A 26,018-nucleotide genomic window follows, 5' to 3' on the forward strand; every position below is an offset into this window, starting at 1 on the left:
CGCCGCGCCGAGGCTCGGCTGCGAGCTCGTCAGGCTCGGCGCGTGACCCGCATGGGGACGGCCCCGGCCGGCCGGTACGTGATCTCCGCGCGCCACGGCACGTTCACCCCCGGGGCCAGGTCCAGCCGATGGGTGCGGGTGATGGTCGCGAGAACCAGCGTCGCCTCCAGCATCGCGAACCCGGCACCGACGCAGATGCGCCTGCCGCCCCCGAACGGCAGATACGAATAGCGAGGACGCTGCTGCTCCCCCATGAACCGTTCCGGCTGGAAACCCTCGGGGTTGGGCCAGATTTCCGCGTTCCGGTGAATCAGGTAAGGCGGGACGGCGATGGTCGATCCGGCCGGCACATTCACACCCGCGATGTCGTCGCTTTCGACCGCGTCGCGCTCGATCGTCCAGGCCGGCGGGTAAAGGCGCATGGCCTCGGACAGGACGGCCTTCGTCCACGGCAGGTCGTCGACGTCCTCGGCCTTCGGCTCCCGGCCGCCGAGCACATCGTCCACCTCGTTCTCGAGCCGGTCCCGCGCCGCCGGATACCTGGACAGCAGCATCAACGTCCAGGCCAGCGAAGCGGCCGTGGTCTCGTGCCCGGCGAGCAGGAGCGTCAGAACCTCGTCCCGGAGTTCCTCGGCATCGAGTTCGCCCCGCTCCTTGAGCAGATTGAGCATTTCTCCACCGGACGATCCCTCGACGACGCGCCGCACCAGCCCGTCCAGATGAGTGAGCGCGCCCCCGAGCCCCGGCACGCGCCGGTAGATTCCCCTTTTCGCCGTCGCTCCCGGGAGGAACGTGCCGATCACGGCGCCTCTTTGCAGTGCCTCCAGGGCCTGGCCGGTCCGCTGCGCCTCCCCGGCCAGCGCACTCCCGAAAAGCGCTCGCCCGACGATGTCGAGCGTCAGTTTCCGCAATTCCCTGGCGGCGTCGAGCGTCACCCCGTCGGGCCACCGCTCAACGCCCGCGACGGCCGTCTCCACCATTTGCGGCGCGAAACCGACGACGTGCCGTTGCGAGAAGGCCGGCTGCACCAGCCGCCGATGCCGCCGCCACGTGTCGCCCTCGCTGGTGAGCAGGCCGTCCCCGAGGACGGCCCGCAGCGGCCGGTACGTGAACGCCTTCACATAGTTGTCCTGGTTGGCCACCAGGACCCGTTCGGCGTGCTCGGGCCGGGACAGCAGATAGAACGCCCGCCGCCTCCCGAACGGGACGCGCACCGCGTCCCCGTACCGGGTCGCGAGCCCCACGTACGTCTCCAGCGGACTCCGGGCCATCCGCCCCCACCACCCGAAAGCCTCGGCGTTCCCCGGACCGGCAACACCCAACTCGCCCATATCCCCACCGTAAAACGCCCCCGCCGACTCCCTCCCCCGGGGCCACGTCCGGCCACCCCGCGCGTCACAGCCGCAGGCGGTAGCCCGCGCCCCGCACGGTTTCAAAGCGGTCGGCACCGAGCTTGCGCCGCAGATAGCGGACGTACACGTCCACGACATTCGAGCCGGGATCGAAATCGAAGCCCCACACATGCGCCAGCAACTGCTCCCGCGTCAGCACCTGGTCGGGATTGCGGCAGAACATCTCGGCGAGGGCGAATTCGCGCGAGGTCAACTCGACCGTCCGTCCGGGGACGTGGGCGCGCCGGGTCCGCAGGTCGAGGGCGAGGTCGCCGACCCGCAGCAGCGTGGGCTCGGGGATGCGATCGGCGCGCAGCCGCAGCCGCACCCGGGCGAGCAGTTCCTCGAAGGCGAACGGCTTGGCGATGTAGTCGTCGGCGCCTCCCTCCAGCCCGGCGACGGTGTCGGCCACGCCGTCGCGGGCGGTGAGGATGATGACGGGCAGCGCGACGCGCTCCTCGCGGAGCCGGCGCAGCACGGTGAACCCGTCCCGCAGCGGCAGCCCGATGTCGAGGATCATCAGGTCGAACGCCCCGCCGCGGGCCTGCTCGTAGGCGGTGACGCCGTCGGCGGCGACGGCCGTGCCGAACCCGGCCGCGCCCAGGCCCTTCTCCAGGAAGGACGTGATGCGCGGTTCGTCCTCGGCGATCAGGATCCGGCTCATGCGCCCTCCTTGACGGCGGGCACGGCGGGCACGGCGGGCACGGCGGCGGATTCGTCCAGGCGCAGCGGCAGTTCCAGGACGAACCGGGCGCCACCGCCGGGCGGGTGCTCGACCGCCGCCCGGCCGCCGTGCGCGCGGGCGATCGAGGCGACGATCGCCAGCCCGAGCCCCGCGCCGTCGGTCGGCCGCGGCCCCGAATCGGCGCGGACGAACCGGTCGAAGATGCGCGCGGCGTCCGCCTCGGCGACGCCCGGCCCGGTGTCGCGCACGGATAGCACGACCATGGAGCCGCGCACCGCCGAACCGATCTCGATGGTGTCGTCCTCGCCGGTATGCCGGACGGCGTTCGCCGCGAGCTGCATGAGCGCCTGCGTGAGCCGCTGCCGGTCGGCGACCATCCGCACCTCTGCCACGCCGCCGACCCGCCACCGCCGGGCGGCCATCCCGCGCGCCTTGGCGACCGCCTCGACCGTGAGGTCCGCCAGGTCCACATCGCCCGGCGCGAGGAAGTCGGGGCGTTCGGCCTTGGCCAGGACCAGCAGGTCTTCGACGATGCGGCTCATCCGGTCGAGCTCGTCGAGGAGCAGCTCCCGCGTCTCCGCCCGCTCTCCCGGATCGTCGCCCATCAACTCCAGATGCCCGCGGATGACGGTGAGCGGCGTCCGCAGCTCGTGCCCCGCGTCGTCCACGAACCGGCGCTGCGTCGCGAACGCCGCCTCCAGGCGGTCGAGCATCACGTTGAAGGTCGCGGCCAGCGCGGCGACGTCGTCGTCACCGCGCACCTCCAGCCGCCGCGTCAGGTCGGACCCGCTGATCCGCTCGGCGGCCTGCCGCACCAGTCGGACGGGCGCCAGCACCCGTCCCGCGATCAGCCAGCCCGCCAGCCCGGCGGCGGCGAGCGCACCGAACGCCGTGAGCCCGAGCACCCGCGTCGTCTCCACGACCTCGTCCTCCTGCAGGTCGCGGAACTGGACCACGACCAGGGCGCCGCGCGTCGGATCGGCCGCCACCCGGACGGGCAGGACGGCGTACCGGACGCGTCCCGCCGCACTGTCCGCCCATCCGTAGGCCGGACGGTCGGAGCGCGCGACCCTCGCAACGAACGCCGCGTCATGGTCGAGCCGGGCGGGCGGCGGGTAGGGGCTGCGGCGGTCCGCGCGGCCGCCCACCACGCTGAAGAAGGACTCGTGGCCGTCCGGCAGGTTCTGCGCGAGGTACGCGGTGAGCAGCGTCCGGACGTCCCGCACCGGACGCCCGGTCGCCGGGTCGACACCGCCGCGGGCGTACTCGCGGAGCTTCGCGGCCTCGTGCCCCAACTCCTCGTTGATCCGGTCGTCCAGCCGCGCCGACAGCACCGACCAGGTCGCGAAGACCGACCCGGCCAGTGCGAGCGCGACCAGCAGCAGCATCCAGCCGACGATGCGGGCCCGGGCGCTGACACCGTGCGTCCCGGCCTCAGTCGTCGTCGGCATCGCCGTCATCGACGTCGTCATCGTCATCGCTGCCCGGCGGCGGCGGTGCCGGGACAGGGCGCGCCTTCTCCTTGGACGCCGGACTCGCCGTCCCGGACGGACTCGGGGACTTCGACTCGGCCGGCGGCGACACCCGCACGATGTCACCGAGCCGCGGAGGGTCACTTGTCTGGGCGCGGGCGAACCCGGCGGCGAGGCCGAGGGTGACCAGAGCCGCCGTCCCCACACCGGCGATCGCCGCACGGGTGGCCATGCGCCCACTATCTCCCGCCGCCCCGCCCCCGCGACGCGTCGCGGATGAGAACCCTCTCATTCGGATGAGAAGGCCCTCACCGTGACCTCACCGCCGCCTCATCGACCGACGGGAACCTGTACGCGACCAAAGGAGGACACTGTGCGCGACGACATCGTCTATGGCCTGGCCACCGACCTGGTGGCGATCACGGCACTGGCGCATCTGATCTACTTCCGGCGACACCGCAGGCGCGACCTCCAACTCGCCTACGTGGCGGTCAACGTCGGCGTCTTCACCGTGGTGTCGCTCCTCCTGCTCCAGCGCGCGGACCTCGCGATCGGCTTCGGACTGTTCGGCGTGCTGTCCATCATCCGCCTACGCTCCAGCACCCTCACCCAAGAGGAGGTGGGCTATTACTTCGTCGCCCTGGCACTTGGCCTAGTGAACGGCCTGGCCGCCCAGGTCCCGTGGCTGGCGCTGACACTGAACGTCGTCCTCCTAACCGTCATGTACGCGGCAGACCACCCACGCCTCCTGGCCCGCACCCAGCACCGCCTCATCACCCTGGACGTCGTGCACGGCGACGATGTGGCACTGCGCGCCGACCTGGAGAACCGGCTCGACGGCATCGTCCTGCGGCAGTCGGTGACCGAAGTCGACTACGTCCGGGACGTCATGGTGGTGGACGTCCGCTACCGCCGCGGAGAACACCAACGCCTCACCGCCCGGAACCTCCGATGAGCACACCCCTGGCGGCGCTCCCCGCCGTAGACCTCACGGAGGTACTGGCCCACTCCACGCTGCAACTCCGCCTAGACCGCAAGTACCTCGTCCCCGCCCCCTTGCTCCCCCACCTCCTGGAGGCGATGGGGGACACCTACGCGGCCCTCGAAATCAACAGCCTCCGCACGTTCCGCTACACCTCGACTTACTTCGACACCCCCGACCTGCTCACCTACCGGCAACACCTCCAGGGCAGGCGCCGCCGCTTCAAGATCCGCACCCGGACGTACCTGGACAGCGGCGAGTGCACCTTCGAGGTGAAGCTGAACGGCGCCCGAGACGCGACCGACAAGCGCCGCATGCCCTACGACCCCGCCCGCCGCCGCGACCTGACCCCGTCCGCCACCGACTTCCTCTGGCAGACCCTCCTCTCGGCCTACCGGATGAACCCCCCATCGCCCCTGACACCAACGGCGACGACGTCCTACAACCGCACCACACTCGTCCAACGCCAAGGCACGGGCCGCGTAACCCTGGACACGGCCCTGGTCTGCACCGCTCAAGCCACCCGCATCGAAGCGAACCAAGCCTGGGTCCTACTCGAATCCAAGTCCGCGACCCCCGACGCCCCAGCAGACCGCCTACTACGCCACCTGGGCCTACGCCCCACAAAGCTGAGCAAGTACTGCCTGGCGGTAGCCGTCCTCTACCCAGGAGCAACGTCCAACCCGTGGCACCGCCCCCTACGCCGCTACTTCCCCCTCCCACCACCCTGAGCACGACTCCCACGAAGTCGACTACGATGCGGAACGAGCCCGCCGGCGTAGCTCAATTGGCAGAGCATCTGTCTTGTAAACAGAAGGTTAGGGGTTCAAGTCCCCTCGCCGGCTCCCACGTCAAAGCCCCCCTCCACACGGACGGGGCTTTCTAGCGTCAGCAATCACCAGCAGCGCATCGTCTCAACTCCAGACCGTCCAAATAGACGATGCTGGCGTCATCGGATGCCTTGCCACGCGGCCAGCGCACGCCGTCCGGGTCGGTTGCCTCTGCCTCACGGGTCCGTGCGATCAGTTCCCCCGGTCCGTCCTTGTGCAGGATGGCGAGCACGTCAGGCCAGGTCATCAGGTCGAAGCGGTCGGCCAACCGGCTGGCACCGTCACTCAGCAGCGCGGCCGCGTCCAGGCCGGCGAGGGGCGTGGACCCCATCAGTGCCTCATGCGCCGCTTCCGGTTTCGTGCTGGCCACCCAGAAGCCGCCCGGTTGATTGCGGTACTCGGCGAGCCGTTCCACTCGGCTCCGCAGGCGTCCCGTGTGCGCGTCACTGCCGACGGCGGGGCGATCGTCCGGTTCGTCCAACCGCGCGATCACCTCAGCCAGCCGCCCATCCGTGACGACAGTCGCCCCCTGGTCGAGGCGATCGAGGACGAGAACAGAGTCCGAGAGCACCAGGTGTTCAAGCCACCCGTCATGGACCCTTGCCAGCGCCACAGTCGCGGAGGGCGAGCCAGGGTGCCGAAGGTCGCATGTCGTGGCGTGCAGGGCGTTGACGCGTTCGATGCTCACCGCAAGCGCCTCGCCCAGGCCCACGGCGGCATCGCCAGCTGCGGCGAGTAGCAGCCCGCCGAGGTTCCGCGCGTACCAGGACACCGAATGCACGCCCGCGTGGTCGCCTCGCTGGAGGCCAAGCACCTTGAGGCGGCCGAGCACCTGGACGCCGCTCGCGAGGACCTGCTGGCCTTCACCGGCTTCCCGCGCCAGCTGTGGCGGCAGATCTGGTCGAATAATCCCCAGGAGCGTCTCAACAAGGAGATCCGGCGACGCACCGACGTGGTCGGGATCTTCCCCGACCGGGCCGCGATCGTTCGCCTCGTCGGCGCCGTCCTGATGGAGCAGACCGACGAGTGGACCGAGGCCCGCCGCTACATGGGCCTGGAGTTCCTGGCCAAAGCCGCCTCCGAGTAATCGACGCCACCACACCCGACCCCGAGACCGACCACCGAGAACTCACCGCTTAACCTGCAGAAACAGGATCACGCGAAGATCGACTCTTTACACCACTCCAGCGGACGTGACCCCGAGGATCAACTCACGATCCAAGCTGTGGCCGTGCTCCTCACAGGGTTAGTGAAGGCGTTCGACCTGCATGCCGACGTCAGCCAGCGCGAGCCTTCAGCTTGCGCGCGCACGCCGACGAGGTGCGGAGCCACCGCGATGACCTACTCAAGTTGATCGGTGTACCACCCGGTACAGCATTGTCAGACTCCGGTGGCCACGGAGAGTGGACTGTTACTATCGGAAAGCTTTGCTTCCGACGACGTCCAATGGCCGCTGCAACAGTCACGCGACCCGTGGTCAACTGCCAGCTAGCCACCGGCGGCTCAGTCTCTCTGAGATCAACGCCAGAGAGGTTGACGGCAACGACGCCATCCACCGAGGACCACGGGCGCACGCCGAAAACCGTCCGACCTTGCTCGACGGACGACCCGCAGGGGGTGCTCATCGACCGCGCGCCGTCGGTAACCAAGCAGCACCACGGGCGCACGTCCACCACCGTCCGACCTCGGGAGACGCTACGGCCGCAGGGTGATCGCTACTTCTGAAAAGCGGAAGGTCGGCGGTTCGCCCCTGCCCCTGCCCCCGAATGACCGGAACCAGATCAGGTTCTGGGCTTTTTGACAGCAACGGTGACCGCAACAGCCTCAGCCCAGCACATCCTCCAACTTCCGAAGCGCCGCCTGCTTCTCGCGGACGGCCGCACGAGCGTAGATCGTCATCATCACCTCGCAGCGAGACGCAGATGTGCGGCATGTCGTGGAACCGGACGCCGTCAAGGGCGCCGCTACGCGTCGCCGGCGGCCGCGCCCGGCTCTGGGAGCCGGGCATGCGGCCTGTCCCGTTCGGTCCCGTTCACACCGCCGTGCACGGCCGCTCTGGCAGCCAGAACGCGCCTTCGTGGAGTTCGGTACGATTAGGCCGTTCTGCGCCGACGCAGGTGGGTGCTGCGAGCCGAGCAGAGTGCCGCCCACGGGAGCGCAGATCGTCCTTTCGGCCTACTCATGATCTTGGGTAGCCGGCATAGGCGACGGCGGCGCTCTGTCTACCCAGGGTGCCGTCCGCCGATCAGGTGGTGAGGCATTCCTCGTCCACTGGTCCGATGGGTAGAAGAAGGGGCAGGGTGACACTATGCGTGCACCCATAGTGGTGTACGCCTAGCTGGGTTTCCCGGCCTGGCGTCAGGGGCGGCGGCGATCAAGGGAAATACCCCCATCGCTTTCACCGCCCTCGCAATCGCGCTCGGCTACCTGGGTCTGATCGTATGGATCGCAGTCAGCGCGAACCGAAGGAAGACCACTCCCGCCGCTCGTAAGGCGGCGCTCGAAACTCTCCGAATCTTGACCGGCCAAGTTCACCCCCAGACCGTATCGTCTCCTCCGCCCACGTCCCAGTCGGCTAATGGCCAAGGGCAGCAAGGGGGGCCAGCGTGATTCGGTCGACTTGGTCCAGAGGGCCGCCACTAGGGGCTCGAATCTCCAGATAGCGGAGACGTGTTCATATTAGCCGACGCTGATTCGCCAATCATCAACGTGGCCTATGCAGCCGTCGCTTAAACGTGCCCGAAGCAGCGACCTCGCGGCCCCCAGCCCCCTGCGGGCCGGAGGGTACGCCCGCGCGAATCGGTCTGTCACAGCTTCTCGTCATTCGCGCGGGCGCACCCTCCGGGACAGGGGGCTAACGGCGGCGCTAACAATGGGGTCGGATGGTCTTTGACGAGTGTGGACGTCCGGGGACGTTGCGGCGCTGGTCAGCGGGCACGTGGAGACATGTCTGGACGGCCTTGATCTCGCTTGTAATCAGATGCTTTGGGTCTCCCGTCCCCGGAAAACCAGGCGGCCCCGTAGGGAACGGCGTGCCGGACTGACGCCGTGTCCAGTCCCAGGATGAGCGAATCTGAATACCTGCGAGAGGTCGAAGCTCGTAGTCGCGCCGTGGTCGACGCCGCTGCTGGCGAAGAATGGCTTACCTACGATGAGGAAGTCGAAGAGACGCATGTGCTCCGCAGGGCCGTGAACGAGTTGGCCCTGACGCTCCGGCACTACCACTACCAAGGTGACGGCTGTCTGGACGAGGAGGACGACCGGCCGCGGATGCGCCTGGCCGGTGTCGTCCTTCTGAGGCCGGTGGCCATGTCCTTCGGGATGGACGACGACTACGAGACGGCATGTCAGCGGCTCAACCTGGACCCTCGCCCCGAGGGGTGGGCGGTCTGGAACACCTGGAGCAAGCAGGGGCAACCGGTCATGCTCGTGATGACCGACCTGGATGGGTCGGAAGGGCTGCTCATCAACTGGGCATAGGGAATCTCCACCTATCCGGTCACCCCCGTTCCGAGTCAGATTATTCACGTGCACCAGGGCTGGACGGCACCGATGACGGTCTCACCAAGGGCGCGGCGTCAACTGGGTGTAGATGGTCTGCCGCTGGAAGCCAAGCCGGTGCGAAACCTTCCGGCGCAGGCCAGTGACAGCCAACACGAGTCGGATGACTGACTGGCGCTGTACAGCAGGTCAGTGAGCTCAAGCGGTGACATCGGGTTGGTTCCAAGCTCACAGCTTGACGTCCCCTTGAGCGGCATGCTGTACCAGCACGGAAGTACCGCAACGGAGGCTTACGACTGCTGGCATCAGCGACCGGGCGCACACGGGCCTACCTGTCGTGATGGTGTCGGTCGTAGGGTGGTTGGTTTCTTGCAACAGAAGGTTAGGGGTTCAAGTCCCCTCGCCGGCTCCCACGTCAACGGTCCCCTCCGGACGGAAGGGGCCTCTGGTGCTAGCCATCGTCTGCTGCGTACTCTCGGCACCGGGCCGTTCAAGGGCTCGCGCTTGCTTGTTGGATGGCTTGCCGCGTGGCGCGTGCCGTCGGGGTCGGGTGGTTCGGTGTCATGGGGGCGTGCGGTTAGTTCGCCAGTGCCGACTCCCTGCGGGTTGCCGAGCACCTTGGGCCAGCCCGTCGGATCGAAGCAGTCGGCCCCACCGTCCATGCGTGACGCGTCATCTGTGAGGGCGGGTCATCGGTCGGGCGTTCGGGCGGTTCTCGACGGGTGGTGGGTGCCTTCCGGGTTAGGACGTTGCTGCCATCACTGCGGCGGTTAGGGCTGTTAGGGCGCAGATTACGGCTATGGCTGCGAACGCTAGGCGGTAGGGGTATCGCTCGGCCTTGGTTATTAGGCCGGGGTGCGTTTCGGCGAACTTCTTGGGGGCTACTGGGTGGTCGTAGCCGATGCAGGGCAGTCCTAGTTCGGCTATCAGGAGGTCTAGGTCCTCGCGTTTGAAGGCTGCGCCCGGCACTCTGATCAGCAGGTTGTGGTGGGCGTCCAGGATGAACAGGCTTTCGCCGGACGCTCCGCGGGGTGCGGTTATGGTGGCGCGGACGATCTCGGCTGCTTGTGCGCGGGGACGGCGCTGCTGGGAGAACACGCCTCGTACGACTATCTCTTGCTGCGTCAGGACGATCCGCGTTCGGAGAAGGCTTCCGATGCCTAGGACCGCCAGCGTCGTGAACAGTGCGGCCACGTACGGGGCGAACACCGTTGGGGCGTCGCCTATCAGGATCGCGGCGACGATGCCCGCACCGGCGACCACTAGGACGGTCACGACGATCAGTCCTGCGCGGGCGTCCGGTCGCAGGACTAGGTCACTCTCGGGGACGGTCATCTCGCCCCTTTCCTCGGCTTCCCATGAGCCTGCCGCATCGGGGGCGGTGCTCCAGCCGTGGGGGGCGGTCGGCTTCCGGGGCGGAAATTGGTCCGGGCGAGTGTCGATTCGGGGCCGCGGCGTTCGTGTGGGGGGTGAGAGGTCGGACGTGAGGAGGCGTCATGGGGAAGGTCGTGCTGGTCGAGCATCTGTCGCTGGACGGGGTCATGCAGGCGCCCGCAGGGGTCGATGAGGACGTCCGGGGCGGGTTCGCGCGTGGTGGGTGGGCCGTCCCGGGGAACGACCAGGTCATGGGGGACGTGCTCGCGAAGGGCCGGGACGGCAGTGGCGCGCTGCTGTTCGGACGCCGGACGTACGAGCAGTTCCACGGGTACTGGCCTAAGCAGACGGACAACCCGTTCACCGATGTGCTGAACAAGTCCACGAAGTATGTGGCGTCGCGGACGTTGCGGGAGCCCCTGCCCTGGGCCAACTCGGTGCTGATCGGCGATGTCGGGGACGTCGGCCAGATCGAGGAGCGGCTCACCGTGCTGGGGAGCGGGGTGCTCGCGCAGGAGCTCATGCGGCGCGGGCTCGTCGGCGAGTGGCTGCTGATGGTGCATCCGGTGGTGCTGGGGACGGGGCGGCGGCTCTTCGAGGGGGTCGAGACGGAGTTGCGGTTGGTGGAGTCGGTGACGACGACTACCGGGGTAGTCATCGTGAGGTACGAGAAGGAGGAAGCATGAAGCTCTACGCGCTCAACATGATCCAGCCGGTGGGCCCTCCGCCGCCGCCGGAGGTCCTCGACAAGGTGATGGCGGACCTCGCGGATATCCGGCAGGACTTGGAGATGCAGGAGTCATGGGTGTTCGGGCGGGGCTTCCACGGTCCCGAGGCGAGCACGATGGTCCGGTGCCGGGGGGACGAGCTCGTCGCCACGGACGGGCCCTGGACGGAGGGCAAGGAGCACATCGGCGGCATCACGATCATCCAGGTCGAGGATCTGGACGCGGCGCTGAAGGTCGCGGCCCGGTTCTGCAAGGCGACGGGCTTGCCGATGGAGGTGCGGCCGTTCCAGGGTGAGGTGTGATCGAGCGGGTCTTCCGGGAGGAGCACGGGCGGGCGGTGGCCGTCCTGGCCCGGGCCTTCGGTGATCTCGACGTCGCCGAGGAGGCGGTGCAGGACGCGTTCGTGGAGGCGGTCCGCAGGTGGCCGTCGGACGGGACGCCGCCCAGCCCGGCCGGCTGGATCATCACCACGGCGCGGAACAAGGCGATCGACCGGCTGCGCCGGGAGGCCCTGCGGGACGGGAAGCACGCGCAGGCCGCGCTGGTGCACGAGGGCGGACCGGTCGAGGTGGGCGGGGTGGAGGACGACCGGCTGCGGCTGATCTTCACGTGCTGCCATCCGGCGCTGGCGATGCAGGCGCGGGTCGCGTTGACGTTGCGGCTGCTGGGCGGGCTGACGACGGCCGACATCGCGCGGGCGTTCCTCGTGCCGGAGGCGACGATGGCGCAGCGGCTCGTGAGGGCGAAAGGCAAGATCCGGGACGCGCGGATTCCTTACCGGGTGCCCGAGGAAGCCGAGCTTCCGCAGCGGCTCTCCGGGGTGCTCGCCGTCATTTATCTCGTGTTCAACGAAGGCTATGCCGGGCGGGGCGAACTCGGCGCCGAGGCCATCAGGCTGGGAAGGGTCCTCAAGGAACTCATGCCGGACGAGCCCGAAGTGCTGGGGTTGCTGGCGCTGATGCTCCTCGTGGAGTCGCGTAAGGCCGCTCGCATCAGGGATGGCGAATTGGTCCTGCTCGGCGACCAGGACCGTGGGTTGTGGGATCGCGGGCTCGTGGACGAAGGGCAGGCGCTCGTCCGGCGGTGTCTGGAGATCGACCGCCCTGGGCCGTATCAGATTCAGGCGGCCATCAACGCCGTGCACAGTGATGCCGCGAACGCGCAGGACACGGAGTGGGGCCAGATTCTCCAGTTGTACGACCAGTTGATGGCCGTGGCGCCCACTCCCGTGGCCGCGCTGAACAGGGCCGTGGCGGTGGCCGAGATCGACGGGCCCGAGGCCGGTCTCGCGCTTGTCGGCAAGCTCGATCTCGACCGGTACTACCTGTTCCACGCGGTCCGCGCCGACCTGCTGCGGCGGCTCGGGCGGAACGCGGAGGCCGCGGAGGCTTACGCCGCGGCCATCGCGCGTACCGGGAATGAGACAGAGCGGGCCTTTCTCGAAAAGCGGCGGGTCGGTGTACGGCCGTAAAAGGCTCAGGCGCGTCCGGCCGGCTGTGGAATCGGCGCGACCGGCGCGGGCGGGGCGGGCGTCCTGTTGAAGGTCTGGCCGGCGACCAGGGCGCCCAGGGCGATGGTGAATCCGATGACCTGCCAGAAAGTGAGGGTCTGGCCGAGGATCAGCAGGCCCGCCATCGTCGCCACCATCGGATTGGTCAGGCCGAGCAGCGACACCGACGTGGGGGCCAGGCGGTCGATTCCGCGGAACCACAGCGCGTAGGCGATCGCGGTGCCGACGATTCCGAGATAGGTGAAGCCCAGCACGTTCTCACCCGTGACGGACGACGGGACGCCCTCGGTGAGCAGCGTCAGCGGCAGCAGCGCCAGGCCGCCGACCGTGAGCTGCCAGCCGGTCATGACCAGCGGCGATTCGGGACGTCCCCACTTCTTCGCCAGGACGATCGCGACGGCCATGAGGGACGTCGCGGTGAGCATGGCGGCGATGCCGAGCGGGTCGAGGCGGGCGTCGGCGGTCAGGGTGAGCAGGGCGACGCCGCCGGTTCCGGCGAGTGCCGACAGCAGGACGGCGCGGGCCGGGCGGACCCGCAGGATGCCGAGCGACAGCAGCGCCACGACCAGCGGCTGCACGGATCCGATGGTCGCGGCGACCCCGCCGGGCAGCCGGTAGGCGGCGAAGAAGATCAGCGGGAAGAACGCGCCGAAGTTCAGCATGCCGAGGACGATCGACTTCCACCACCAGTCGCCGCGCGGCAGGCGGCGGGTGACGGCGAGCAGGACGAGCCCCGCGGGCAGGGCGCGCAGGGTGGCGGCCAGCAGCGGGCGGTCGGCGGGCAGGAGGGTGGTCGTGACGACGTAGGTGGTGCCCCAGCTCGCGGGCGCGAAGGCGGCGAGGGCGAGGTCGGAGGCGTAGCGGGCGCGCGGCGTCCGCCGGGCCGCGAGGGCGGTCACGAGAATCACCTCAACGGAGCGTCGGGGGGAACAGATACATGAACGATAAGTATCTGAACGTTGAGATTATTCCCGTTGAAGTGATTCTCGAGCGGTCAGGCGCGCAGGCGGCTGACCTCGTACAGGGCGATGCCGGCGGCGACCCCGGCGTTCAGCGACTCGGCCCGTCCCGGCATCGGGATCGTGACCAGCATGTCGCAGGTGTCGGCGACCAGCCGTCCGAGCCCCTTGCCCTCCGAGCCCACGACCAGCACGAACGGGCCGGACGCGATCTCCAGGTCGCCGACGGTCACGCCGCCGCGGGCGTCCAGCCCGGCGACGAAGCAGCCCGCCTTCTGGTACGCCTTGAGCTGCCGCGTCAGGTTCGTGGCCTGCGCGACGGGGCACGTCGCGAGCGTCCCGGCGGACGACTTCCACGCGCCCGCGGTGACCCCGGCGGCGCGCCGCTCGGGGACGACGACGCCGGTCGCGCCGAACGCGGCGGCGGAGCGGACGATCGCGCCGAGGTTGCGCGGGTCGGTGATCCCGTCGACCGCGACGATCAGCGGGGCGGTGCCCTTGAGCAGGTCGTCGGGGTGCGCGTACCGGTACGGCTTGACCTGCAGCGCGATGCCCTGGTGGACGGCGCCGTCCGTCAGCCGGTCGAGCTCGTTCTTGCCGGTCTCCAGCAGCGGGACGCCGCGGTCGGCGGCCAGCTGGATCGACTCCCGGACCCGCTCGTCGGTGCTGGACATCACGTACAGCGCCGTGCCCGGAACGCCCGCCCGCAGCGCCTCGACGACCGGGTTCCGGCCCGTGACGAGCTCGGGGACCTCGCCGTTCGCGCGCCGCGCCCCGGCCGGACGTCCGGCGGCCGGCGCGGCGGCGGGCTTCGCGCGCCCGCCGGGGCCGAGCGTCGGCGTGCCGGTGCGCTTGGCGTTCTTGACGGCGCGGGCCTTCTGGCGCTTGCCGTGCCAGTGCCGGTCCTCGGCCTTGGGAGTGGGTCCCTTGCCCTTGCGCTTGGCCATTGTCCGTTACGCCCCTCGCGATGACGATTGCGTGCTCGCTCGCCCTCGCGGCTGCCGGGGCGGCTCCGATCTCAGCGGGACGGCGACGACACCCCCGCGAACGTTCGATTTTATCCGGCGTGGAGCGCCGCTCAGTCCCGCTTGAGCTCCCATCGGGGGCCTTGCGGGGTGTCCTCGACGAGGATTCCGGCGTCGGCGAGCCCGTCGCGGATCGCGTCGGCGGCCGCGTAGTCCTTCCGCGCGCGCGCCGCCTGACGTTGCTCCAGTGCCACACCCACCAGGGCGTCCACGACGGGACGCAGGTCTTCCTCGCCCGTACGGCTCCACTGCGGGGACAGCGGGTCGATGCCGAGGACGTCCGCCATCGCCCGCACGGATGCGAGCGCATCCCGCGCCGCGTCCCGATCGCCGGCGGCGAGGGCGCTGTTCCCCTCCCGGACGGTCTCGTGCAGCACCGCGAGCGCCTGCGGGACGCCCAGGTCGTCGTCCAGCGCCGCGGCGAACTCGGACGGCACCGAGGAAGCCGGAACCGCGCCCACCAACTCGGAGGCTCGCGTAACGAAACCCTCTATGCGCTGGTAGGCGGACACGGCCTCGGCCAAGGCGGCGTCGGTGTAGTCCATGAGGGACCGGTAGTGCGCCGAGGCCAGGTAGTAGCGCACCTCCACCGGACGGGCCTTGCCCAGCAGATCCGGCAGCAGGACCACGTTGCCGACCGACTTGCTCATCTTCTCGCCGTCCACGGTGAGGAGCCCGTTGTGCAGCCAGTAGCGGGCGAACCCGTCGCCGGCGGCACGGGACTGGGCGATCTCGTTCTCGTGGTGCGGGAAGATCAGGTCGACGCCGCCGCCGTGGATGTCGAACGTCGGGCCGAGGTACTTCGTCGCCATCGCGGAGCATTCGAGGTGCCAGCCGGGGCGCCCGTCGCCCCAGGGCGTCTCCCAGAACGGCTCGCCCGGTTTCGCGCCCTTCCAGAGCGCGAAGTCGCGCGGGTCGCGCTTGGCGTCCTCGTTGGGCGTGTCGCCGGTGGGCCGCATGTTGTCCAGCCGCTGGTTCGACAGCGACCCGTACTCGTCCGCCCACGACTTCACGTCGAAGTACACGTCGCCGCCCGCCGCGTAGGCGTGGCCCTTCTCGATCAGCCGGCGGATCAGCACGATCATCTCCGGGACGTGCCCGGTGGCGCGCGGCTCGACCGTCGGCGGCAGGCAGCCGAGCAGGTCGTAGCCCTGCGTGAAGACGCGCTGGTTGCCCTCGGCGACCGCGAACCACGGGACGTCCCGCTCCGCCGCCACCGCGATGATCTTGTCGTCGACGTCGGTGACGTTGCGGGCGAACGTCACCTCGTAGCCGGACGCGCGCAGCCAGCGCAGCAGCACGTCGTAGATGACGCCCGAGCGGAGGTGCCCGATGTGCGGTGATGCCTGCGGGGTCGCACCGCACACGTACATCCCCACGCGGCCCTCTTCGAGGGGCTCGAACGTGCGGACGCTGCGGGTGCCGGTGTCGTAAAAGCGCAGACTCACAGGGACAAGGCTATTGGATCGGCGCGGGGCCGCGCCGTGCATTGCGCGGCGCGGCCCCATGGCGGCGGGTCACGCCTTCGCGAACACGGCGTCCAGCCGGGCCGCGAACGCCTCGGCCTCGGCGCCGAAACCGCCGTGGTCGCCCGGGTAGACCTCGGCGGACGTGCCGAGGCGCTCGGCGAGCGCGAGGGCCGCCCGGTGCGGCGGCTCCCCGGCGGACGCCTCCCCCGCCGCGACGACGACCGGGACGGACGATCCGCGCAGCGCCGCGACGTCGAGCGCGTGCCGCCCGAATCCCGGCACCTCGTACCCGGCGAAGAAGTCGGTGTTCTTCTCGAAACGCGCGAACATCTCCAGCATTTCCGGGGACGGCGGCTCCTCCGGCGCCTCTCCGGCCCCCGTTGCCCCTGTCGCCTCCGACGCCTCTCCCGCCTCCGGTGCCTCTCCGGTCTCCGCCGGCTCGTCGTCGCCGGCCATGCCCATCGCGGCGCCGAAGACGCCCATGGCGGGGCCTGCGCCGCCGTCCCGGTAGGCGCGTTCCACGTCCGCGATGACCGACTCCCAGTGCGCCGCGTCCGGCAGCAGCCCGAGCAGCGGCGGCTCGTGCGCGATCAGCGCTCGCACCTGCTCCGGGTGCCGCACCGCCAGCTCCAGCGCGATCTGCGCGCCCGAGCTGTTGCCGAACACGAACGCGGGCTCGCCGGTCACCGCGGCGAGCAGCCGGGACGCGTCGTCGGCGTGCTCCGCGACGCTCTGCACCGACGGCGGCCCGGACAGCGGGCTGCGCGAATTGCCGCGCCGGTCGTAGGTGACGACCGTGTACCGGTCGGCGAGCAGACCGGCGAGACCGGCATATCCGGCCGCGTCGTAGATACCGCCGCAGATCAGCAGCAGCACCGGTCCGGCACCGCGCATCTCGTAGTGCAGGCTCGCGCCGGGGACATCAAGCGTGTTCATTGTCTTCTCCATTGAGTCGAACCGCGCGGGATTCGAGGTAGCGGCGCTCCGGCAGGCTGGTCGTGCGCCGCGCCGCCTCCCGGTAGGCGTCCCGCGCCGCCTCCGGGTCTCCGGCCATTTCCAGCAGGTGGGCGCGGACGGCCGCGAGCCGGTGGTGTCCCGCCATGCGGTCGTCGCCGTCCAGCGTCCGCAGGAGGTCGAGCCCGGCGGACGGCCCGGAGACCATCGCCAGGGCGACCGCCTCGTTCAGCGTCACCATGGGGTTCGGCGACAGGTGCGCCAGCAGCCGGTACAGCGCGAGGACCTGCGCCCAGTCGGTGTCCTCCGGGCGCCGCGCCTCCGCGTGGACGGCGGCGATCGCGGCCTGCACCTGGTACGGGCCGGGCGGCGACCAGGTGAGCGCGTCGGTGATCAGCGCCGTGCCCTCCTCGATGGCGTCCCGCCGCCAGAGCGTCCGGTCCTGCTCGGTGAGCGGGATCAGCAGCCCGCCGCGGCCCGTCCGCGCCGGGCGGCGGGCGTCGGTGAGCAGCATCAGCGCGAGCAGGCCCGCGGCCTCGCCGTCCCCCGGCAGCAGCCCGTGCAGCGCCCGCGCCAGCCGGATCGCCTCCGCCGTCAGGTCGGCGCGCTGCAGGTCCGGCCCGCTGGACGCCGTGTAGCCCTCGTTGAAGATCAGGTACAGGACGTGCAGGACGGCCCGCAGCCGCTCGTCCCGCTCCCCGGCCGGCGGGAGGGCGAACCGCGCCCCCGCCGCCCGGATCTTCTGCTTGGCGCGGCTGACCCGCTGCGCCATCGTCGCCTCGGGGACGAGGAACGCCCGCGCGATCTGCGCGGTCGTCAGGCCGCCCACCGCGCGCAGCGTCAGCGCGACCTGCGAGGGCGGCGACAGCGCCGGATGGCAGCACAGGAACAGCAGCGTCAGCGTGTCGTCCCGGTCGCCGGGGCGCTCCTCGTCCGGGCCCGGACCTTCGACCTCCTGAGCGAGCACCGCGTCCCGGGCGAACACGGCGGCCTCCCGGTCGCGGCGGGCCCGCTCGCTGCGCCACTGGTCGGTGAGCCGCCGCGTCGCGACGGTCAGCAGCCAGCCGCGCGGGTGCTCTGGGACGCCGTCCCCCGGCCACTGCACGGCGGCGGCGAGCAGCGCCTCCTGCACGGCGTCCTCGCAGGCGTCGAAGGCGCCGTGCCGCCGCACGAGCGTGCCGAGGACCTGCGGCGCGAGGGTGCGCAGCAGGTCCTCGACGGCCGGGGGCGTCCTCACATCTCCGTCCCGGCGCCGTCCATGATCGCCCGGACCTCCATGCGCCCGCCGTACCGGACGTCCGGCCAGCGCGAGGCGATCTCCACGGCCCGCTCCTCCGACTCGACGTCGACGGTGAGGTGGCCGGCGAAGTGCTCCTTGGCCTCCAGGAACGGGCCGTCGGTCACGGCCGGCTGCCCGTCCGCGCCCGCCCGGACGGTCTTCGTCCGGGACGGGTCGGCGAGCGCGTCCCCGCCGACCATCTCCCCCGACTCGGTCAGCTCCTGCATGATCGCGTCGACCTCGCCGAACAGCGCCTCGCGCTCGGCCTCCGTCAGCTCCTCCACGAAGCCGGGACGGTTGTAGATCAGCAGCATGTACTTCATGGTTCGCTCCTTGCCCTGAGCGGCCGCGACGGCCACTCGTCACAGAACGATCGGAGCGGCGGGCGGGTTCTCGACATCCCCCGCGAAAGATTCTTCAGGACGATCCGGCGAGGTCCCCGAGCCGGTGGCACAGCGCCGCGAACGCCAGCGCGTCCGGCGTCTGCGAGGCGACCGCCGTCAGGTCGGGCCGGCCGGCCCGCGCGTGCACGGTCACCATGCCGTTGTCGATCGCCACGTCGCGGACCTCCTTCCACGGGAGCCGCTCGCCGTCCTTCTCGACACCGTCGAGGTCGACGGTGAACGCGCCGAGGCGCACGGTCTCGCGCGCCCGGACCGCCTCCAGGTGGCGCGGGACGATCCGGGCCGTCACCTCCTCCGCGACGGCCACCCCCAGCGTCCGGACGTCCGGGATGTCGTCTTCGAGGCGCAGGACGCGGCCGTCGTCCGCCACGACCGTGAAGCACCACCGGACCCGCGGGCCCCGGGACCGGCCCGAGACGGTCACCGAGGCCAGCTCGTCCCACGTGTAGCCGGCCTCGCCGCCCGGTCCGGTGAGCGACAGGCCCCCGGTGTAGAGGCGGGCGACCCGGTGGCGGAGGCGCGGGCGGTCGCGGCCCGCGATCCAGCCGGCGGCGGCCGCGTAGCCCATCGAGAGCAGCAGCGCCGGGACGCCCACCCACCACGCGCGGTCGTGCAGGTAGACGACGGCCGCCGGGATCAGCGACGCCGACGCCAGGCCCAGCAGGCCCAGCCATGCCCACGTGCGGCGGCCCGCGGCCCTGCCGTCGAAGATGCGGATCGGCTCGCCCAGCCGGCCGGCCGGGCGGTCGTGAGGCCACGCCATGCCGCGCTACCCGGCCGTTCGGGTCCGCGTTCCGTCCACGAACCAGCCGTACGGCATCGCAGCCTCCCCTCGGGATGTCGTCGTCCATACCGTACGTCTCCCCCCTTATGGTGCGCAGCGACAATGTGATCACCAAGAAGTTGCGGTTCGCCTCCGTCCCGGCTGGTTAATCTCGGCTGAGGATCACTCAGGCGCCCTCCCCGGAACGAGACCCCATGCCATCTGATCGCACCCCGCCGTCCTACAGCCGCGGCCAGCGGCGGCTGCTGACCGCCCTCGCCGGCCTCGTCGTCGCCGCGCTCGCGGCCGCCGCGTACGTGCTCACCTACGACGTCCTGCGCGAACTCGCCCTCGCCGGGCGGGTGAGCCGCCGCTGGGCGCCGCTGTACCCGGCGATGGCCGACACCCTCGTCGCGATGACGATCCTGTCGCTGGTCGTCACCCGGGGCGCCCGCTGGTGGACGCGGCTGCTGCGCTGGGCGCTGCTGCTCGTGCTCGCCGCCGGGGGCGCCGCGGCCTCCGTCCAGCACTCGGTGTGGGGCTACGGCTCCCTCCCGGAGGACGCGGTGCGCGCGGGGGTCGCCGTGGCGCCGCACGTCATGCTGGTGATCGCGATCTGGCTGTGGCTGACGATGTTCAAGCAGATCCGGGTGGCCCGCCCCGCCACCGAGGAGGCCGCGCCCGTCGAGACGCAGCGCGGCCATGTGAAGGTGCTGGAGCCGGCCGCGCCGCCGCTCGCGCTAGAGGCCCCGGCGGCCGCCGAGCCGCCGTCCGAGTCCGCCGACGAGGAGCCGCTGATCCCGTTCCTCCCGGAGCCGCCGGCCGAGCAGGCTCCGGACCCGCACGCGCCCTGGCCCGCCGAGCCCGGGACCGGCGCCGGGACCGTCCCAGATGTGCCCGGCGTGGCCGAGGCGAGCGCGCCGGAGCCCGTCCAGGCCGAGGACGGCCACGAGATCGCGGTTAGCGCACCGGAGGAGCGGCAGGACGGCGAGCAGGCCCGGGAGGCCCCGGGCGCCGAGGACGAGCCCGCCGCGCCGAGGCACGACGAGCCCCTCGGCTACGGGGGCGGTCTGTCGTCCGAGCCGGCGCCGCCGCTGGACGCGCTACCGGCGCCGCGGCCGCCGCTCGACCGCGTTCCGGCGCTGCTGCCGACGGACGTCGAACTCGTCCGCGGCCGTGACCGGGAGGACGCCGCCGAGCAGCGTCCGGTGGCGTCCACGACCCGGCCCGACTTCGTGATCCCCGGCGCCGACGAGGACCTCCACGACACGCCGCCCGCCGACCGCGCCGAGGACCCCGACGCCGGCGACCCCCCGGCCGAGGACTGGAACCCGCCGCCGTCCAGCAACTTCCGCAGCGGCCCCACCCCGCCGGTCGACTAGCGCGGCGGGCCCGGGGTACGGGACGGGCATGGGCGCCTTACTCGCTCGGCTCTTCGACGACGCCGCGCTCTCCCCGCCGGACCGCGCCCCGATCGGCGCGGCGCTGCCCGCCTACCGCGCGGCCGTCCGCGATCCCGTCGCCGGACGGCTGCGCTGCCCCGCATCCCGGTTCGCGGAGCTGCGGGCGCATCTCGTCCCGGAGGACCTCCTCGACCTCGTCCTCGTCGCCGACACCGGGATCGACGAGCTGCCGGAGGCGCTGGACGCCGCCCTGGCCGAGCCGCGCGTCCGGCCGTCGGCGCTGGAGATCGCCGTCCCGCCGGACGCCGACCAGGCGCGGGCCGTGGCCGTGACGCTCGCGCGGCTGCCGTCCGAGGTCCCCGCGCGCATCGGGGTGCGTCCCACGCCCGGCTGGCGGGACGCGCTGGACCGCATCGCCGCCGCCCGCGACCACGGCGCGCCCCTCGGCACCGCGACCACGACCGCGTCGGCGGCGTTCATCTCCGCCTGCGCCGAGCGCGGCCTCGAATTCACGTGCGCGGACGGGGCGGGCGGGTCGTCCGGCCACGGGTTCCTGAACGTGCTGCTGGCCGCGGCGCACGCCGCGGCCGGTGAACGAGACGTCCGCCGGACGCTCCAACGCACCGATGCCCCACGCCTCGCCGACGACGTCCGTGCCCTGCCCGAGGACGCGGCGCGGGCCGCCCGGCGTCTCCTCGCCGCGTTCACCGTCCGCGATCTCGGCGCCTGCCGCACGAATCTGCGCGCGGCGGGTCTGATGCCGGACACGGGGGAAGATATGTCTCCATGACGACCGTTTCGTGGGTCGAGGTCGACGAGGACGCCGGGTTCGGCATCGAGAACCTGCCGTACGGGGTCTTCGCGCGCCCCGGCGAGCTGCCCCGCGTCGGCGTGGCCATCGGCGACCGCGTCCTCGACCTGGCGGAGATGTCCGCCGCCGGGCTCGTCGAGGACCGGCACTACTTCGCGTCCGGCTCCCTGAACGCCTTCATGGTCGCCGGACGCGCGGCCTGGCGGGCGAACCGCGAGCGGGTGACCGAGCTGCTCACCGACGCGTCCTACCGCGCCCGGGTCGAGCCGCACCTGATCCCGGTCGCGGACGTCGAGCTGCTGCGGCCGTTCGAGGTCGCCGACTACGTCGACTTCTACTCGAACGAGCACCACGCCGTGAACGCGGGACGGATGTTCCGGCCGCACGGCGACCCGCTGACGCCGAACTGGAAGCGGCTGCCGGTCGGCTACCACGGCCGCGCGGGGACCGTGTACCCGTCCGGGACGCCGATCATCCGGCCGTCGGGGCAGCGCCGCGTGTCCAGTGACGCCGAGCCCACCTACGGCCCCTCGCTGCGCCTGGACTTCGAGGCGGAGGTCGGGTTCGTCGCGGGCGTCCCGTCCCCGGCGGGGCGCGGCGTCCCGGCCGGCGCGTTCCGCGATCACGTGTTCGGGTTCGTGCTGGTGAACGACTGGAGCGCACGGGACCTGCAGGCGTGGGAGTCGCAGCCGCTCGGGCCGTTCCTCGGCAAGTCGTTCGCGACGTCGGTGTCGTCGTGGGTGGTGCCGGTCGCGGCCCTCGAACCGGCGCGCGTGTCCCCGCCCGTCCAGGACCCGGCGCCGCTGCCCTACCTGCGCTGCGACGAGCCGTGGGGCCTCGACCTGCACCTGGAGGTCCTGATCAACGGCCAGGTGGCGGCGCGCCCGCGGTTCGCGTCGATGTACTGGACGCCGCCCCAGCAGCTGGCGCACGCCACGGTGAACGGAGCCCCGCTGCGCACCGGCGACCTGTTCGCGTCCGGGACGGTGTCGGGCCCGGAGCGCGACCAGCGCGGCTGCATGCTCGAACTCAGCTGGAACGGCCAGGAGCCGCTGGAGCTCCCCGACGGCACCGAGCGCACGTTCCTGGAGGACGGCGACACGGTGACGATCCGTGCTCAGGCCCCGGGAGCCGCCGGCTCCCGGATCACGTTCGGCGAGGTGACGGGCACCGTCCACCCCGCCCAGCCGTAGAAGACGGCCCTAGAAGACCAGAGCGGTGGCGATGGCCGCGAGCCCCTCGCCTCGGCCCGTCAGGCCCAGGCCGTCCGTCGTGGTGGCGGAGATCGTCACCGGTGCGCCGCCGAGCGCCTCGGTGAGCGTCTTCTCGGCCTCGGCGCGGCGCTTGCCGATCTTGGGGCGGTTGCCGACGATCTGGACGGCCACGTTGCCGATGGTGAAGCCCGCCTCGGTAACGCGGCGGGCGACCTCCCGCAGGAGGTCGACGCCGGACGCACCCGACCAGCGGGGGTCGGCGGTGCCGAAGACGGCGCCGAGATCGCCGAGGCCGGAGGCCGACAGGAGCGCGTCGCAGGCCGCGTGCGCGGCGACGTCGCCGTCGGAGTGGCCGGCCAGGCCGTGGCCCTCACCGGGCCATTCGAGACCCGCGACCTTGAGAGGGCGCGGTGAGGACGAGAACGGGTGGACGTCGGTTCCGACGCCCACCCGTGGAAGCCGCTCGGTCAACTCGGTCGGCCGCTCAGCTGGCCAGGACCTCGTCGAGCAGGGCCTCTGCCTTGTCCTCGTTGGTCTTCTCGGCGAGCGCCAGCTCACTGACGAGGATCTGGCGTGCCTTCGCGAGCATCCGCTTCTCACCGGCGGACAGACCGCGCTCCTTGTCGCGCCTCCAGAGGTCGCGGACGACCTCGGCGACCTTGTTGACGTCGCCGGACGCGAGCTTCTCAAGGTTCGCCTTGTACCGGCGCGACCAGTTGGTGGGCTCTTCGGTGTAGGGTGCGCGCAGCACCTCGAACACCTTCTGCAGCCCCTCCTGGCCGACGACGTCCCGGACGCCCACGTCCTCGACGTTCTCGACCGGGACCTGCACTGTCAGGTCACCCTTGTCAACCTTCAGAACCAGATAGGTCCTGTCCTCACCCTTGATGGTGCGAGTCTCGATGGCCTCGATCCGAGCAGCCCCATGGTGGGGGTAGACGACGGTGTCGCCGACCTGGAAAGTCATGTGACAAGTACCCCTTCCGCTAGGACCAGGGTAGCACGGAAACGAGTGTGCCTGAACCGGCCTTCCCGGCATATCCGCAGGTCAAGCCACATATTGGGGTATTGACAAAGCCCTTTAATGGTGCATCGGCGTCCAGTTCCCCGTACTCAGCGTAGCCGATGGATCACCGGGATCCCATCCGAACACCATTACCGGTAAGGGGAGGCCCGTTACAAGCATCCGTCCCGCCCGCCGCGCGGATGCGTTCCATACTGGAGGTGAGCATGCCGGGCGGCGCGGGTACGAAGCGCCCGGAAGGCCCCGAATAGGACGGCGGCCCGTGCGGACGCGAGCCCGAGGGGAGGTGCGGCGTGAGGCCGGACGGCGGCGACCCGGAGCGGGACGACTACGGGCTCCCGCACGTCGACGTCGTCGTGCCCGACGACGCCCGCGAGCTCGAGCGGGACATGGCCGCCTACCACCGCGAGGAGCGGCGCCGGCGGCGCAGGCGGCGGCTGCGACGGCTGGCCGGCCCAGTGACCCGGTTCGGCGTCGCGATCCCGATCATCGCGGGCGCGCTGCTGGTCGCGCTGCTCAGCGGGGTGCTCATGACCGCGTTCGGGCCGCGCCCGGTGCCCCGCCCGACGGGCGCGCAGCTCGCGCCCCGCCCCTCCGCCGACCCCGGCACGATCGGCGGACTCCTGCCGGACCGGGAGGTCGACATCGTCGCGGACGGCCGCACGTCCACCCCGCTGCGGAACCTCCGGCCCAGCGTGATCGCCATCGTCCCGGCCGCCTACGAGTGCGAGGGCGTGGTGGCCGACCTCGCGGGCAAGACGCGGCAGTACCGGCTCAACTTCTGGCTCGTCGCCGACCCGCGCCCCGCCGGCGACCGGAAGGCGGCGTCGCTGAAGGACCTGCGGGCCTGCGCGGGCACCGCCCACGACGGGATGCCGATGATCCTGGAGGACCGGGACGGCGTCCTCGCCGCGGCCTACGCCCCCGAGCCCGGCACACGCGGCCCGACCGGCACCGGCCTCACCGCCGTGTTCGTCCAGCCGGACGGCGTCGTCACCGAGATCGTCCACGCGCCGAGGCCCGGCCCCGACCTCACCGCCCGCGTCGAGGCCCTCGGCACCGGCTGACCGGCGGGGCCGCACCTGCTGACCGGCGGGGCCGCGCCGGATTCGGGCGGCGCACCGCGCATGGTCCGCCCGTCCGCGAGCATTGTTCAGGCCATGCGCACGCGTGTCGGCGACCCCGAAGACGGATCCGCGGCGGGGTCTCGCTACGCTTCCTCTGGCGTATCTCACGCCGCTCTCACAACTTTTCGATGTCACATCTTCTGATGACACTTCGCGAGGAGACCGACGCCGTGATCCGAAACAGCCGTCGAGTGGTCGTGCTCGCCGTCGCGGGCGCCGTCGCATTCGCGCCGGTGATCTCCGGCTGCGGCGCCGGCGAGACTCCCCAGTCCGCCTACCCGACCCGCCTGTCCGAGGGCGTCAACGTGTCGGTGCCGCTGGACAAGCCGAACTCATCGCAGATCGACCTGCGCAACATGTTCCTGCTGGGCGCGGGCCCCGACGGCTCGCTCAAGCCCGGTGACGCGCTGCCGCTGTACGGCGTGATGATCAACCAGGTGCAGGGCCGGGAGGACCGGCTGGTCTCGGTCAGCTCCCCCGCCTTCAGCGGCGCGAAGATCGCGGGCGGCACCATCGCCCTGCCGGGCGCCGCGGCGGACGGGACGGGCAGCATGGTCCCGCTGCTCGGCAAGCCGGCGAAGGAGAGCCCCTCCGCGAGCCCGACCGGCCAGAGCACGGGGCAGCCGACGGGCGGCACGAGCCCGCAGCCGACGGCCGGGGCGGGCGCCGCGCCGACCACGACCGGCACCCCGACGTCGCAGAACACGGCCGGCCCGCAGGAGAGCGGCCTGCCGACGACCCCGCGCCCGGGCGACCAGCCGCTCGTGGTGCTCACCGGCCTGACCGCGAGCAACCTGGTCGCCGGGTCGACCGTCCCGGTGCGGATGCAGTTCGAGAAGGCGGGCAGCGTCGAGTTCCAGGTGCCGATCGCGCCGCACCAGCAGGACTACGCGACCTACCCGCTGGCCACCCCGACCGAGCAGCCGGCCGGCACCCCCGGCCCGGGCGCGACGGGTCCGCAGGGGAGCCCGAGCCCCGGCGCCTCGGGTGAGCCGACGCCCGGCACGTCCGAGACCCCGGGCGCGCCCGCGAGCCCCGGCGGTTCCGAGACTCCGGCCGCCGCCGGCCACTGACCGGTCCCGCATCACGAAAGAACGGCCCGTCCGAACCCCG

Annotated in this window: 26 protein-coding genes, 1 tRNA gene and 1 pseudogene; 13 read left to right on the forward strand and 15 right to left on the reverse strand. The window is 71.5% G+C overall.

Annotated elements, in window-relative coordinates; translation table 11 throughout:
- Positions 1-29 precede the first annotated feature (29 nt).
- The 4 genes from ABFX46_RS21950 to ABFX46_RS21965 are packed head-to-tail and all read right to left on the reverse strand — an operon-like array spanning position 30 to position 3,780.
- A complete protein-coding gene (locus ABFX46_RS21950) occupies positions 30-1,490 on the reverse strand; it encodes a cytochrome P450 (RefSeq protein ID WP_346044712.1) in 1,461 nt (486 codons plus the stop codon).
- Entirely contained in the window at positions 1,396-2,055 is a 660-nt protein-coding gene (locus tag ABFX46_RS21955) for a response regulator transcription factor (protein WP_346044713.1), read from the reverse strand. Before ABFX46_RS21955 ends, ABFX46_RS21950 begins: the two co-directional genes overlap by 95 nt.
- Positions 2,052-3,527, reverse strand: a complete 1,476-nt coding sequence (locus ABFX46_RS21960; RefSeq protein WP_346044715.1) for a sensor histidine kinase — start codon at positions 3,525-3,527, stop codon at positions 2,052-2,054. Before ABFX46_RS21960 ends, ABFX46_RS21955 begins: the two co-directional genes overlap by 4 nt.
- Positions 3,511-3,780 carry a hypothetical protein gene (locus ABFX46_RS21965; RefSeq protein WP_346044717.1) on the reverse strand — a complete coding sequence of 90 codons (270 nt, stop codon included), beginning with the start codon at positions 3,778-3,780 and terminating at the stop codon, positions 3,511-3,513. Before ABFX46_RS21965 ends, ABFX46_RS21960 begins: the two co-directional genes overlap by 17 nt.
- A gap of 141 nt (positions 3,781-3,921) precedes the next feature.
- Between ABFX46_RS21965 and ABFX46_RS21970 the strand changes: the two genes are divergently transcribed.
- From ABFX46_RS21970 to ABFX46_RS21980, 3 genes are all read left to right on the forward strand, one after another.
- Positions 3,922-4,503: a DUF4956 domain-containing protein gene (locus tag ABFX46_RS21970; protein ID WP_346044719.1), complete on the forward strand. Its 582-nt coding sequence runs from the start codon at positions 3,922-3,924 to the stop codon at positions 4,501-4,503.
- Positions 4,500-5,261 (forward strand): polyphosphate polymerase domain-containing protein, encoded by a 762-nt coding sequence (locus tag ABFX46_RS21975; protein WP_346044721.1) that lies wholly within the window; start codon positions 4,500-4,502, stop codon positions 5,259-5,261. Before ABFX46_RS21970 ends, ABFX46_RS21975 begins: the two co-directional genes overlap by 4 nt.
- 41 nt (positions 5,262-5,302) lie before the next feature.
- Positions 5,303-5,375 (forward strand) — tRNA-Thr (locus tag ABFX46_RS21980).
- Between the two features lie 43 nt (positions 5,376-5,418).
- On the opposite strand, the gene ABFX46_RS21985 is transcribed toward ABFX46_RS21980, so the two are convergent.
- Entirely contained in the window at positions 5,419-6,132 is a 714-nt protein-coding gene (locus ABFX46_RS21985) for an integrase (RefSeq protein WP_346044723.1), read from the reverse strand.
- A gap of 12 nt (positions 6,133-6,144) precedes the next feature.
- Here ABFX46_RS21985 and ABFX46_RS21990 point away from each other — a divergent pair.
- Positions 6,145-6,500 (forward strand): annotated as a pseudogene (locus ABFX46_RS21990) (transposase); the annotation flags it as partial.
- 1,923 nt (positions 6,501-8,423) lie between these two features.
- On the forward strand, positions 8,424-8,840 hold the full coding sequence (locus ABFX46_RS21995) for a hypothetical protein (protein WP_346044724.1): 417 nt from the start codon (positions 8,424-8,426) through the stop codon (positions 8,838-8,840).
- Between the two features lie 762 nt (positions 8,841-9,602).
- Here ABFX46_RS21995 and ABFX46_RS22000 read toward each other — a convergent pair.
- Positions 9,603-10,196 carry a hypothetical protein gene (locus ABFX46_RS22000; protein WP_346044726.1) on the reverse strand — a complete coding sequence of 198 codons (594 nt, stop codon included), beginning with the start codon at positions 10,194-10,196 and terminating at the stop codon, positions 9,603-9,605.
- 161 nt (positions 10,197-10,357) lie between these two features.
- Between ABFX46_RS22000 and ABFX46_RS22005 the strand changes: the two genes are divergently transcribed.
- From ABFX46_RS22005 to ABFX46_RS22015, 3 genes are read left to right on the forward strand one after another with little or no spacing between them, the layout of a single operon-like run.
- A complete protein-coding gene (locus tag ABFX46_RS22005) occupies positions 10,358-10,921 on the forward strand; it encodes a dihydrofolate reductase family protein (RefSeq protein WP_346044728.1) in 564 nt (187 codons plus the stop codon).
- A complete protein-coding gene (locus ABFX46_RS22010; protein WP_346044730.1) occupies positions 10,918-11,265 on the forward strand; it encodes a YciI family protein in 348 nt (115 codons plus the stop codon). Before ABFX46_RS22005 ends, ABFX46_RS22010 begins: the two co-directional genes overlap by 4 nt.
- On the forward strand, positions 11,262-12,434 hold the full coding sequence (locus ABFX46_RS22015) for an RNA polymerase sigma factor (RefSeq protein ID WP_346044732.1): 1,173 nt from the start codon (positions 11,262-11,264) through the stop codon (positions 12,432-12,434). Before ABFX46_RS22010 ends, ABFX46_RS22015 begins: the two co-directional genes overlap by 4 nt.
- A gap of 5 nt (positions 12,435-12,439) precedes the next feature.
- On the opposite strand, the gene ABFX46_RS22020 is transcribed toward ABFX46_RS22015, so the two are convergent.
- From ABFX46_RS22020 to ABFX46_RS22050, 7 genes are all read right to left on the reverse strand, one after another.
- Positions 12,440-13,372, reverse strand: coding sequence for an EamA family transporter (locus ABFX46_RS22020; RefSeq protein ID WP_346044734.1), 933 nt, complete (start codon positions 13,370-13,372; stop codon positions 12,440-12,442).
- 95 nt (positions 13,373-13,467) lie between these two features.
- Entirely contained in the window at positions 13,468-14,379 is a 912-nt protein-coding gene (rlmB, locus tag ABFX46_RS22025; protein WP_346044736.1) for a 23S rRNA (guanosine(2251)-2'-O)-methyltransferase RlmB, read from the reverse strand.
- Between the two features lie 131 nt (positions 14,380-14,510).
- Positions 14,511-15,905, reverse strand: a complete 1,395-nt coding sequence (cysS, locus tag ABFX46_RS22030; protein WP_346044738.1) for a cysteine--tRNA ligase — start codon at positions 15,903-15,905, stop codon at positions 14,511-14,513.
- A 69-nt stretch (positions 15,906-15,974) separates the two neighbouring features.
- Positions 15,975-16,862: an alpha/beta fold hydrolase gene (locus ABFX46_RS22035; RefSeq protein WP_346044739.1), complete on the reverse strand. Its 888-nt coding sequence runs from the start codon at positions 16,860-16,862 to the stop codon at positions 15,975-15,977.
- A complete protein-coding gene (locus tag ABFX46_RS22040; RefSeq protein ID WP_346044740.1) occupies positions 16,849-18,117 on the reverse strand; it encodes an RNA polymerase sigma factor in 1,269 nt (422 codons plus the stop codon). Before ABFX46_RS22040 ends, ABFX46_RS22035 begins: the two co-directional genes overlap by 14 nt.
- Positions 18,114-18,482, reverse strand: coding sequence for a YciI family protein (locus ABFX46_RS22045; protein ID WP_346044741.1), 369 nt, complete (start codon positions 18,480-18,482; stop codon positions 18,114-18,116). Before ABFX46_RS22045 ends, ABFX46_RS22040 begins: the two co-directional genes overlap by 4 nt.
- 94 nt (positions 18,483-18,576) lie before the next feature.
- Positions 18,577-19,326, reverse strand: a complete 750-nt coding sequence (locus tag ABFX46_RS22050; RefSeq protein WP_346044743.1) for a DUF6585 family protein — start codon at positions 19,324-19,326, stop codon at positions 18,577-18,579.
- A 215-nt stretch (positions 19,327-19,541) separates the two neighbouring features.
- On the opposite strand from ABFX46_RS22050, the gene ABFX46_RS22055 reads away from it, so the two are divergent.
- From ABFX46_RS22055 to fahA, 3 genes are read left to right on the forward strand one after another with little or no spacing between them, the layout of a single operon-like run.
- Entirely contained in the window at positions 19,542-20,708 is a 1,167-nt protein-coding gene (locus ABFX46_RS22055; protein WP_346044745.1) for a DUF2637 domain-containing protein, read from the forward strand.
- Positions 20,709-20,736: 28 nt separating this feature from the next.
- Complete coding sequence (locus ABFX46_RS22060; protein WP_346044747.1) at positions 20,737-21,519, forward strand: hypothetical protein; 783 nt, start codon at positions 20,737-20,739, stop codon at positions 21,517-21,519.
- On the forward strand, positions 21,516-22,733 hold the full coding sequence (gene fahA / locus ABFX46_RS22065; RefSeq protein WP_346044748.1) for a fumarylacetoacetase: 1,218 nt from the start codon (positions 21,516-21,518) through the stop codon (positions 22,731-22,733). The genes ABFX46_RS22060 and fahA overlap by 4 nt, the downstream gene beginning before the upstream one ends.
- Positions 22,734-22,742: 9 nt before the next feature.
- Here fahA and ispF read toward each other — a convergent pair whose 3' ends face one another.
- Together ispF and ABFX46_RS22075 are read right to left on the reverse strand one after the other, a co-directional pair.
- Complete coding sequence (ispF, locus tag ABFX46_RS22070) at positions 22,743-23,204, reverse strand: 2-C-methyl-D-erythritol 2,4-cyclodiphosphate synthase (RefSeq protein ID WP_346044750.1); 462 nt, start codon at positions 23,202-23,204, stop codon at positions 22,743-22,745.
- Positions 23,205-23,238: 34 nt separating this feature from the next.
- The gene (locus tag ABFX46_RS22075) at positions 23,239-23,721 is read right to left on the reverse strand and encodes a CarD family transcriptional regulator (protein WP_346044752.1); all 483 of its coding nucleotides are present in this window, start codon (positions 23,719-23,721) and stop codon (positions 23,239-23,241) included.
- A gap of 350 nt (positions 23,722-24,071) precedes the next feature.
- Between ABFX46_RS22075 and ABFX46_RS22080 the strand changes: the two genes are divergently transcribed.
- Positions 24,072-24,845 (forward strand): hypothetical protein, encoded by a 774-nt coding sequence (locus ABFX46_RS22080; RefSeq protein WP_346044753.1) that lies wholly within the window; start codon positions 24,072-24,074, stop codon positions 24,843-24,845.
- 203 nt (positions 24,846-25,048) lie between these two features.
- A complete protein-coding gene (locus ABFX46_RS22085; protein WP_346044755.1) occupies positions 25,049-25,978 on the forward strand; it encodes a hypothetical protein in 930 nt (309 codons plus the stop codon).
- Positions 25,979-26,018 lie beyond the last annotated feature (40 nt).

This window comes from Actinomadura chokoriensis (assembly GCF_039529475.1).
Classification (GTDB): domain Bacteria; phylum Actinomycetota; class Actinomycetes; order Streptosporangiales; family Streptosporangiaceae; genus Spirillospora; species Spirillospora bangladeshensis.